Below are 12,298 nucleotides of genomic sequence, written 5' to 3' on the forward strand. Positions count from 1 at the left end.
CCCCGTACCGTTCGGTCGAATCGGAGTACCTGTGGCGAACGACGACAAGGTTGTTGACTACCTCAAGCGGGTGACCGCCGACCTTCAGCGCACCCGCAAGCGGCTGCGGGAACTGGAGGCGGGGCACCGGGAGCCCGTGGCGATCGTGTCGATGGCCTGCCGCTTCCCCGGCGGGGTGAACGCCCCCGAGGACCTGTGGGACCTGGTCCGTGAGGGCCGGGACGCTGTCGGCGCGTTCCCCGGCGACCGAGGTTGGCGCACCGATGGGCTGGCGTCCGCCGGAGTCCGCCTCGAAGGGGGATTCCTGTCCGGCGCCGCCGAGTTCGACGCCGAGTTCTTCGGTGTCTCACCGCGCGAGGCGCTGGCGATGGACCCGCAGCAGCGGCTGCTCCTCGAAACGTCCTGGGAGGCCGTCGAACGCTCCGGCCTCGACCCGGCCGCCCTCAAGGGCACCGACGGCGGTGTCTTCGTCGGCATGGCCGACCAGAAGTACGGACCGCGGGACGACGAGGCGCTGCGCGAGGTCGAGGGCCATGTCCTTACCGGCACCACCAGCAGCGTCGCCTCCGGCCGCCTCTCCTACTTCTACGGCCTCGAAGGCCCGGCGCTGACCGTCGACACGGCCTGCTCGTCCTCCCTGGTCGCCCTGCACCTCGCCACCCGCGCGCTGCGCGCCGGGGAGTGCTCCCTCGCCCTGGTGGGCGGCGCGGCCGTGATGGCCAACCCCGGGCTGTACGAGGAGTTCCTGCTCCAGGGCGGCCTCGCCGGTGACGGCCGCTGCAAGTCCTTCGCGGACACGGCCGACGGCACCGGCTGGGGCGAGGGCGTAGCCGTCCTCGTCCTGCGGAGGCTGTCCGACGCACGGCGGGAGAACCAGCCCGTCCTCGCCGTGGTGCGCGGCACCGCCGTCAACCAGGACGGCGCCTCCAACGGCCTCACCGCCCCCAACGGGCCGGCCCAGCAACGCGTCATCCGCGCGGCCCTCGCCGACGCGGGACTCAGCCCCGCCCAGATCGACGCCGTCGAGGCCCATGGCACGGGCACCCGGCTCGGCGACCCCGTCGAGGCGCAGGCCCTGCTCGCGGCATACGGCCAGGACCGGCCCGAGGGGCAGCCGCTGTGGCTGGGCTCCCTCAAGTCCAACATCGGTCATACGCAGGCCGCGGCGGGCGCGGGCGGTGTCATCAAGACGGTGATGGCGCTGCGGGAAGGGATACTCCCGCGCACGCTGCACGTGGCACGGCCGACGCCGGAGGTGGACTGGTCGTCCGGTGCGGTGGAACTGCTGACGCGGGAACGGGCGTGGCCCGAGACCGGGCGTCCGCGTCGGGCGGGCGTGTCGTCCTTCGGGATCAGCGGAACCAACGCGCACGTGATCCTGGAACAGGCACCCGATGGCGGCGTTCCTGCCGAGGACTCCCTGCCTTCCGGCCCCGCCAGTACTTCCGGTACGTCCGGTCCTTCCAGCGCGGACACCCCCGTGGCCCTGCTCCTCTTCGCCCGCGACCTCGAAGCGCTGCGCGCCCGGGCCGGAGGGCTGCGCGACTTCGTCGAGCCCCCTCAGGCTCCCGCACCCCTGCCGGTCGCGCGGGCCCTCGCCGCCGCGCGGACCCGGTTCACCCACCGGGCCGTCGTCGTGGGCACCGGACGCGAGGAACTCCGTGCCGGCCTCGACGCCCTCGCGCACGGCCGCCCCGACGCCCGCGTGGTGCGCGGCACCGAGGCCCCCGCCGGACCGCTCGCCTTCCTCTTCACCGGCCAGGGCGCCCAGCGGGCCGGCATGGGGCGGGGACTGTACGCCGCGCACCCGGTGTTCGCCGAAGCGTTCGACGCCGTACGCAGCCGCCTGGACCCGCACCTGGACCTGCCGCTCGACGAAGCCCTCGCCTCCGACGAACTGCTCGGCCGGACCGCGTACACACAGACCGCACTGTTCGCCTTCGAGGTCGCCCTCTACCGGCTGCTCGAACACTGGGGTCTGACCCCGGACTACCTGCTCGGCCACTCCATCGGCGAACTGGCCGCCGCGCACGTCGCCGGAGTGCTCTCCCTCGACGACGCGTGCACCCTGGTCGGCGCCCGCGCCACCCTCATGCAGGCGCTCCCCGAAGGCGGCGCCATGCTCGCCGTCGAGGCAGCCGAGGACGACGTGCCCGCCCTCCTCGACGGGAGCGGAACCGCCGGTCTCCTCGCCGTCGCCGCGGTCAACGGTCCCCGCGCCACCGTGCTCTCCGGCCCGGCCGACGCCGTCGACGCCGTGGCCGCGCTCTGCGCGGAACGCGGGCTGCGCACCCGCCGCCTCCAGGTCAGCCACGCCTTCCACTCCCCGCTGATGGAACCGATGCTGGACCGGTTCCGTGAGATCGCCGGGAGCCTGACGTTCCACGCGCCGCGCATCCCCGTCGTCTCCAACGTCACCGGCGCCCTCGCCACCGAGGAACAACTCCGCTCACCCGACTACTGGGTGCGGCACGTCCGCGAGACCGTACGGTTCCACGACGGCGTCCGCGCGCTCGGTGAACTCGGCGTCGCCGCCTGCCTGGAGCTCGGCCCCGGCGGAGTCCTCAGCGTGCTGGCCCGCGACTGCCTCCCGGACGCGGCGACCGCCCCCGCCCTGGTCGCCTCCCTGCCACGCGACCAGCACGAACCGACCGCCCTGCTGACCGCCCTCGGCGAGCTCCACGTCCGGTCGGTCGCCGTCGACTGGACCGCCGTGCTCGGGCCCGCCGACGGGCCCCGGGTCGACCTGCCGACGTACCCGTTCCGACGTGACCGCTTCTGGCTGCCCGCGACCGCCGGCACCGGCGCCCCCCTGCTCGACCCCGCACGGCCCGCCGCCGAACCACGGCCCACGGCTGCCGAACGCCCCACCGGAACAGACCCGGTGCTCGATCTCGAACTCGTCCGGAGTGTCACGGCCGCCGTACTCGGACACTCCTCCCCGGACGCCGTCCCGCCGGACCGCACCTTCAAGGAACTCGGCTTCGACTCGCTCTCCGCCGTCCGGTTCCGCGACCGGCTCGCCGAGGAGAGCGGACTGACACTGCCCGCAACCCTGGTCTTCGACCATCCGACGCCCGAGGCGGTCGTCTCCCACCTGAACGGCGAACGCGTCGACGCGCCGCCGGTGTCCGCGCGGGCCCGCGCCTCGGACGAACCGCTGGCCCTGGTCGGCATGGCCTGCCGCTATCCGGGCGGCGTCACCGGGCCCGCCGACCTCTGGCGGCTGGTCGCCTCGGCGGGCGACGCCGTGACCGCGTTCCCCCGTGACCGGGGCTGGGACCTCGCGGCGCTGCGTCAGATCGACGGCAGTTCCCCGACGACCGGCGGATTCCTGCACGACGCGGCCGAGTTCGACGCGGAGTTCTTCGGTATCTCCCCGCGCGAGGCGCTGGCGATGGATCCGCAGCAGCGCCTGCTGCTGGAGACCTCCTGGGAGGCCCTGGAACACACGGGTCTCGATCCGGCCTCGCTGCGGGGCACCCGCACCGGAGTCTTCGCGGGCATCGCGGGCTCCGACTACGCCGAGGTGCTCGCCGCCACCCCCGAGGCCGAGGGCCACGTCATGACCGGTACCGCCGGCAGTGTCGTCTCCGGCCGGGTGTCGTATGTGCTGGGTCTTGAGGGTCCGGCGGTGACGGTGGACACGGCGTGTTCGTCGTCGTTGGTGGCGTTGCATCTGGCGGGGCAGGCGCTGCGGGCGGGGGAGTGCGACCTCGCGCTCGCCGGCGGCGTCACCGTCATGAACACCCTCGGTGGGTTCCTGGAGTTCGCCCGCCAGGGCGGCCTCGCCGCCGACGGTCGGTGCAAGGCGTTCTCGGACACGGCCGACGGCACCGGCTGGGCCGAAGGCGTCGGCGTCCTGGTCGTGGAACGGCTCTCCGACGCGCGACGCAACGGCCATCGGGTGCTGGCGGTGATCCGGGGTTCGGCGGTGAACCAGGACGGCGCGTCGAACGGGCTGACCGCGCCCAACGGTCCGTCCCAACAGCGGGTGATCCGGGCGGCGTTGGCGAGTGCGGGACTGACCACCGCCGATGTGGACGCGGTGGAGGCGCACGGCACGGGGACCCGGCTGGGGGATCCGATCGAGGCGCAGGCCCTGCTGGCGACGTACGGCCGCGACCACTCGGAGGACCAACCCCTGTGGCTCGGTTCACTGAAGTCCAACATCGGCCACAGCATGGCCGCCGCAGGGGTGGCCGGGGTCATCAAGACGGTGCTGGCGTTGCGTGAGGGTGTGCTGCCGCGCACGCTGCACGTGGACGAGCCGACGCGGCAGGTGGACTGGTCCGCCGGTACGGTACGGCTGCTGACGGAGCATCAGCCCTGGCCGGAGACCGGACGTCCGCGCCGGGCCGCCGTGTCGGCGTTCGGGATGAGCGGCACCAACGCCCACGTCATCCTCGAACACGACCCCGAAACCGTGGTCCACGCGGACGCGGACGACGAACCCGCTGTTCGCCCCTGGATTCTCTCCGCCCGCGCCCCGGAGGCTCTCCGCGCCCAGGCCGCCCGCCTCGCGGACCGACTCGACGGGGCCGACGCCGACGTCACCGTGTCCTCCGTCGGCAAGGCGCTGCTGCACAGCCGCTCGCTCTTCGAGCACCGTGCGGTGGTCATCGGGCGCGACCGAACCGAGCTGCTGACCGGTCTGCACGCCCTCGCGGACGGCACGGCCACCGCTCCGGCGGTGATCACCGGTGCTGCCGGACCGGTCGGCCGCGGCCCGGTGTTCGTGTTTCCGGGTCAGGGGTCGCAGTGGGTGGGGATGGCGGTGGAACTGCTGGGTTCCTCGCCGGTGTTCGCGGCGCGGATGGCGGAGTGTGCGGAGGCACTGTCCGGGTTTGTGGACTGGTCGCTGCCCGATGTCCTGGGTGATGAGGCCGAGTTGGGCCGGGTGGATGTCATTCAGCCGGTGTTGTGGGCGGTGATGGTGTCGTTGGCGGAGGTGTGGCGGTCCTACGGTGTGGAGCCGGCGGCCGTCGTCGGCCACTCGCAGGGTGAGATCGCGGCTGCTGTGGTGGCGGGTGCGTTGTCGTTGGAGGACGGTGCCCGGGTGGTGGCGCTGCGGTCGCGGGCGATCCTCGCTCTGTCGGGCAAAGGCGGGATGGCGTCCGTCCAGTTGCCCGTCGCCGAGGTGCGGGCTCTGACTCCGGTGCTGGAGGGCCGCGTTGAGGTGGCGGCGGTGAACGGGCCTTCCTCGGTCGTGGTGGCCGGTGCGCCGGTGGATCTGGATGAGGTGATCGCGGAGGCGACCGGCCTGGGGGCGCGTGCGAGGCGGGTCGAGGTGGACTATGCCTCGCACTCTGTTCAGGTGGAGGGTATCCGGGAGGAACTCCACGCTGTGCTGGGTGAGGTGTCGCCCGCCACCGCTCATGTGCCGTTCCATTCGACGGTCGTTGCCGAACGCCTCGACACGGCTGGTCTGGACGCCGAGTACTGGTATCGCAACCTCCGCTCCACAGTGCGTCTCGAAGACACCGTCACCGGTCTCGTCGAGGCCGGACACCGGGTGTTCGTCGAGATCAGCCCCCACCCCGTGCTGACCGCCCCCATCGCGGAGACCGCCGAGCACGCCGACGTCGAGCCGCTCGTCGTGGGTACTCTGCGCCGGGGCGAGGGTGGTCTCGCTCGCATGGTCGCCTCGATCGCCGAACTCGCCGTGAGCGGTGTGCGGGTGGACTGGAGTTCGGCCTACGGTGCCGGTGACCGTCCCGAGGCGCCCAGTACCCCGGTCGAGTTGCCGACCTACCCGTTCCAGCGGCGTCGCATCTGGCCGCAGACGCTCCCGGGCGTCCCCCTGGCCGACCCCGCACACGAGGAGTTCTGGCAGGCCGTCGAGAAACAGGACGTCGGTGCCGTGGCCACCGCACTCGACCTGCCCGTTGACGAACCGGCCCTGCGTACCGTCCTGCCGGCGCTCTCGTCCTGGCGCCGGGGACGGCGCGAGCGCACCGCTGTCGACGCCTGGCGGTACACCGTCGACTGGCGCCCCCTGACACCGCCGCCCGCCCCCGCCGTCCTGCCCGGCACCTGGCTGGTCGCCGTACCGGCGGCGCTGCGTGACGATCCGGCGCTCGCCGGGGTGGCCGCAGCCGTGCTGGAGCGCGCCGAACACGGTGTGCTGGTGACCGTGGGCGCGGACGACGACGCCGACACCCTCGCCGGGCATGTCCGGGCTGCCGCGCCGACCGGCGTGATCGCCCTCACCGGCGCCGACACCACCCCGCACCCGGCCGACCCGGTGGTGCCGACCGGCCTTGCCACCACCCTGGCGCTCTTCCAGGCGCTCGTCGGGACAGGCACGGCCGCCCCGCTGTGGTGCCTCACCCGCGGGGCCGTGAGCACCGCCGACGACGCCGGTCCCACCGACCCGGCCCAGGCCGCCGTCTGGGCGCTCGGGCGGTGCGCCGCCGTAGAACTGCCTCAACACTGGGGTGGGTTGATCGATCTGCCGGGCACCGTCGACTCGGCTGTCCACGAGCGGTTGATCGCCGTCGTGGCCGGAGGTGACGGGGAGGACCAGGTCGCGCTGCGGCCCACCGGGGTGCTCGCCCGCAGGCTCGTCCACGCCACCGCACCGGCGTTTCCGGCGGGAGGCTGGAGCCCACGCGGCACCGTCCTGGTCACCGGAGGCACCGGAGCCCTCGGCACACATGTCGCCCGCTGGCTCGCCCGTGGCGGCGCCGAGCATCTGGTCCTGCTCAGCAGGCGGGGCGCGACCGCCCCGGGAGCCGCCGAACTCCTCGCCGAACTGGGGGAGTCGGGCGTACGCGTCACCCTGGTCGCCTGTGACGCCAACGACCGTGCCGCCCTCGCCACCGCCCTCGCCGACGTCGAACGCGACGGCGACCGGATCCGTGCCGTCGTGCACGCGGCGGGCGTCGGTGTCCTCGGCCCTGTCGCCGAGGCCCCGTTCGAGGACCTGGCCACCGTGCTGGCCGCCAAGGTCGCCGGCATCGAGAACCTCGAAGCCGTGCTCGACCCCGAACAGCTCGACGCCGTCGTCTACTTCTCCTCCATCACCGCGGTCTGGGGCGCCGGTGACCACGGCGTGTACGCCGCCGGCAACGCCGTGCTCGACGCCCGGGCCGAACGGCGCAGTGCCGACGGCGTCCCCACCCTCTCCGTCGCCTGGGGGCCCTGGGCGGGCGGCGGCATGGTCTCCGACACCATCTACGACCAGCTCCGCCTGACCGGTCTGCCCGTCATCGACCCGCAGACCGCGATCGCGGGCCTGCGCACCGTCCTCGCCGACGGCGAGACCTCGGTGATCCTCGCCGACGTCGACTGGGAGAGGTTCACCGAGGTCTTCACCAGCGGCCGGACCAGCCACCTGCTGGACGACATCCCCGAAGCCCGTCCGGCCGCGGCCGAACAGACCTCCGACGCCCCGGCGTCCGCACTCGCCGGCCGCCTGACCGGCCTGGACCCGGCGGCCCGCACCCGCGCCCTGCGCGACCTGGTGCGCGAACACGCCGCCGCGGTCCTGGGCCACCCCGGCGCGGACGCCGTCGACGCCAGACGCGCCTTCAAGGAACTGGGCTTCGACTCGCTCACCGCGGTGGACCTGCGCAACCGGCTCGCCGCCGCCACCGGCGTACGGCTGCCCAGCACGCTCGTCTTCGACCACCCGACCCCGACCGCGCTGGCCGGTTTCCTCGGCGACCGGCTGTTCGGCGCACCGGACCGCGCGGCACCGGCGGTGGTCAGCGTCGCCGACCGTGAGGACCCCGTCGCCGTCGTCGCGATGGGCTGCCGTTTCCCCGGTGGCATCGGGTCCCCCGAGGACCTCTGGCGGGCCGTCAGCGAGGAGGCGGATCTCATCACCGCCTTCCCCACCGACCGCGGCTGGCCGCTGCACCGGCTGTACGACCCCGACGGCACCACCGCCGAGTCCAGTTACGTCGACCACGGAGGCTTTCTCAGCGACGCGGCCCTCTTCGACCCGGCGTTCTTCGGCATCTCGCCGCGCGAGGCGCAGGCCATGGACCCGCAGCAGCGGCTCCTGCTGGAGACCTCCTGGGAGGCCCTGGAACGGGCCGGTATCGATCCGTCGGGGCTGCGCGGCAGTCGCACCGGCGTGTATGTCGGCCTGAGTGAACAGGGGCACACCGCCCGGTTGCTGGACGCGGCAGGCGACGTCGAGGGCTACTTCGCCACGGGGGCCGCCGCCAGCGTCGCCTCGGGGCGGATCTCGTACACCCTCGGCCTGGAGGGACCGGCGGTCACCGTCGACACGGCCTGCTCGTCCTCGCTGGTCGCCCTGCACCTCGCCGTTCAGGCGCTGCGGGCCGGTGAGTGCGACCTCGCGCTCGCGGGCGGCGCCACCGTGATGTCCGAGCCCGCGTCCTTCGTCGGTTTCAGCCGTCAGCAGGCGTTGGCCCGCGACGGACGCAGCAAGTCCTTCGCCGCCGCGGCCGACGGCTTCGCCCTCGCCGAGGGTGCCGGGGTTGTGGTGGTGGAGCGGTTGTCGGATGCGCGGCGCAATGGGCATCCGGTGCTGGCGGTGGTGCGGGGTTCGGCGGTGAATCAGGACGGGGCGTCGAACGGGCTGACGGCGCCCAATGGTCCGTCGCAGCAGCGGGTGATTCGTGCGGCGTTGGCGAGTGCGGGGTTGTCGCCCTCGGATGTGGATGCGGTGGAGGCGCATGGGACGGGGACCCGGTTGGGGGATCCGATCGAGGCGCAGGCTCTGCTGGCGACGTATGGGCAGGACCGTGAACGGCCTTTGTATCTCGGGTCGTTGAAGTCGAATGTTGGCCATACGCAGGCGGCGGCGGGTGTGGGTGGTGTCATCAAGACGGTGTTGGCACTTCAGGCGGGTGTGTTGCCTGCGACGCTGCATGTGGATGAGCCGACGGGTGAGGTGGACTGGTCGGCGGGTTCGGTGGAGTTGTTGACCGAGGCGCGTGGGTGGCCCGAGACGGGGCGTCCGCGTCGGGCGGGCGTCTCGTCCTTCGGGATCAGCGGCACCAACGCCCACGTCATCCTCGAACAACCAGAGGGCGAAGCGCAGTTGACGGAGCCAGGCGGCGATGCCGTCGGCCTGGTCTCCGTGCCGGTCGCCGTGCCGTTCGTCGTCTCCGCGCACAACCCGGCAGCACTGCGGGCCCAGGCGGACCGGTACGCCGAACTCGTGTCCCGGGAACCGGGGATGCGGTTGGACGACCTGGCGTTCTCCCTCGCCACCACCCGGGCCGTCCTGCCCAGTGCCACCGTCCTGGTGGCCGCCGACCACGAGGAACTCCGGCGGGCGCTCGCCGCAATCGACGCCACCACCCCCGACGAGCCCTCAACCGGCGGCCTCGGCCTGGTGTTCTCGGGTCAGGGGTCGCAACGGGTCGGTATGGGGCGGGAGTTGTACGAGGCGTTCCCGGTGTTCGCGGCGGCCTTCGACGAGGTGTGCGCGGCCTTCGACGGGCTGCTGCCGGACCCGTTGAGGGAGTCGGTCTTCGACGGGCCGGCGGACCGTCTGGAGGGTACCGGTCTGGCCCAACCCGCCCTGTTCGCCGTGGAAGTGGCGCTGTTCCGGCTCATGGAGTCCTGGGGCGTGCGGCCGGACGTCGTGTTCGGGCACTCCCTGGGCGAACTGGTCGCCGCACATGTGGCGGGAGTGTGGTCGCTCGCCGACGCGTGCCACGTGGTCGCGGCGCGCGGGCGGCTGATGCAGGCGCTGCCCCCGGGCGGAGCCATGTGGGCGGTCGAGGCGGCTGAGCAGGAGATCCCCGACACGGCGGACGTGTCGGTCGCCGCGGTGAACGGCCCCTCGTCGGTGGTGCTTTCCGGGGCCGAGGAGGCCGTCCGGGCGCTGGCGGACCGGTTCGCCGCCGACGGCCGCCGGGTCAAACGGCTCGCCGTCAGCCACGCCTTCCACTCCGGCCTGATGGAGCCGATGCTCGACGAGTTCGCAGAGGCGCTCTCCTCGGTCACCTTCCACGAACCGACAGTCCCCCTCGTGTCGAACGTGACCGGCGGGATCGCGGGCGAGGAACTGCTCACCCCCGAGTACTGGGTGCGGCACGTCCGGGCGACCGTCCGCTTCGCCGACGGAGTCCGCGCGGTCCAGGCCCAGGACGTGGGCACCGTACTGGAACTGGGCCCCGACGGCTCCCTCGCCGCCATGGTCCGGGAGAACGCCCCCGACCTCGTCGCCCTCGGTGCCCTGCGCAGGGGGCGCGACGAGACACGCACCCTGGCCGCGGCTGTCGGCCGCCTGCACATCAACTCCGTGCCCGTGGACTGGCCGGCGTACCTCACCGGAGCGCGCCGGACGGACCTGCCGACATACGCCTTCCAGCACGAGTCCTACTGGCTGGAGACGACCCGCCACCAGGACGCCCGCGACACCGCCGAGCAGGATCTGTACGCCCTGTCATGGCAGCCGGTCGAGGCGGTCACGGAGTCGGCGTCCCACCTGAACAGGGTTGTTCTCGGCCGTCCGGAGGGCCGCGCCGGCGCCCTGGCCAAGGCGTTCCCCGACGCGGCCGACACCGCCCAGGTCCACTCCGCGCCCCAGACCGTCGACGAGGCCACCGACCTGATCGTCCTGCCGGTGGACACCGAGCCGGACGAGCAGGACGCGGCGGCCGACGACCCCGCCGCCGTACGGCACCTGACCCACCACACGCTCACCCGCGTGCAGGAACTCCTCGCCCAGGACCGGCTGTCGGGCTCTCGGGTCGCCCTCGTGACGAGCCGGGCCACCACCGGCGACCCGGCACAGGCGGCGGTGCAGGGGCTGCTGCTGTCACTCCAGGCCGAACATCCCGACCGCTTCGTCCTGGTCGACCTGGCCGACGACGCCACCGACGCACCCGCCCTGACGGCCGCCATGGCCACCGCGTTGAGCACCGGAGAGCCTCAAATCGCGGTACGTGACGGCCAGTTGTTCGTCCCGCGACTGATACCGGCGCCGGTCGCGCCGCTCGGCCCGACCCCGCGCGCGCAACATGGCACCGTCCTGGTCACCGGTGGGACCGGCGAACTCGGCGGGCTCGTCGCCCGGCACCTGGCCACCGACCACGGCGTACGGGACCTGCTGCTGGTCAGCCGACGCGGCGGCGACGCCCCGGGAGCCGGTGAGCTGGCCGCCGACCTGGAACGCGCCGGTGCCCGGGTCGTCTTCGCCGCCTGCGACGTCGGTGACCGCGACGCGCTCGCCGCGGTCCTCGCCGCGATACCGGCCGACCGGCCGCTCACCGGCGTGGTCCACACCGCGGGCGTGGTCGACGACGGCGTCGTCACGGCACTCACGCCGGAACGGGTCGACACCGTCCTCGGCCCCAAGGCGGACGCCGCCCACCATCTGCACGAACTCACCCGGCACCTGGACCTGACGCACTTCGTCCTCTTCTCCTCCGCCGTGGGCACCCTCGGCGGCGCGGGCCAGGCCAACTACGCCGCCGCCAACGCCTACCTGGACGCCCTGGCCCGTCACCGACGCGCGCACGGGCTGCCCGCCACCTCGCTGGCCTGGGGGCTGTGGGGAACCGGCGGCGGCATGGGAGGCCGACTCGCCGACGTGGACCTGCGCCGTATGGCCCGGGCGGGCGTGCTGCCGCTGGACGCCGGGCAGGGCCTCGATCTCCTCGACCGGGCCTGGGCGGGCGACGAGGCCGCCCTCGTTCCGCTGCGCACCGACTCCGGTGTGCTGCGCGGCCGGGCAGCGGCCGGCACACTGCCCGCGATACTGCGCACCCTGGTCCCGGCACCCCAGGAGCGCCCCGCCGCCGAGACCGGCGACGGCTTCGGGCCCGGGAACGCCGAGCGGCTGGCGGCACTGCCCGCCGCCGAGCGCGCCCGGACCCTGCTGGACCTGGTCCGGGCGCGGGCCGCGGTGGTTCTCGACTACCCCTCGGCCCAGAGCCTCGACCCGCGCAGGTCGTTCCGGGAGGTCGGGTTCGACTCACTGACCGCGGTGGAGCTGCGCAACAGCCTCGCCGCCGCGACCGGCCTGCCACTGCCCGCCGCCCTCGTCTTCGACTACCCCACCCCCGCGACCCTGGCCGAGCAGCTGGAACACCGCCTTCTCGACCACGCGGGCCCGACGGGCCCACAGCGACGCCTGGCCGTCCCCGACCTCCTCGACCAACTGGAGGCAGCCCTCGCGGAGTTGGCGGTGGAGGACCCGGGGCGCCCGGCGATCGCCGCCCGGCTGCGCACCCTGGCCGTCGCGGACACCCCGGTGACCGACGGGGGCGAAGGACGCGATGTCGACACGCGGCTCGCCACGGCCTCGGACGACGAGCTGCTCGACTTCATCCGCTCGGAACTCGGCAAGGAGTGAACGGTT

General features: G+C 73.5%; 1 protein-coding gene. It reads left to right on the forward strand.

Annotation, left to right across the window (positions count from 1 at the left end; genetic code table 11):
• Nucleotides 1–31 precede the first annotated feature (31 nt).
• The gene (locus ACW4TU_RS43480) at nt 32–12,292 is read left to right on the forward strand and encodes a type I polyketide synthase (protein ID WP_457422810.1); all 12,261 of its coding nucleotides are present in this window, start codon (nt 32–34) and stop codon (nt 12,290–12,292) included.
• The last annotated feature ends 6 nt before the right edge of the window (nt 12,293–12,298 follow it).

The organism is Streptomyces kryoterrae (assembly GCF_054072135.1).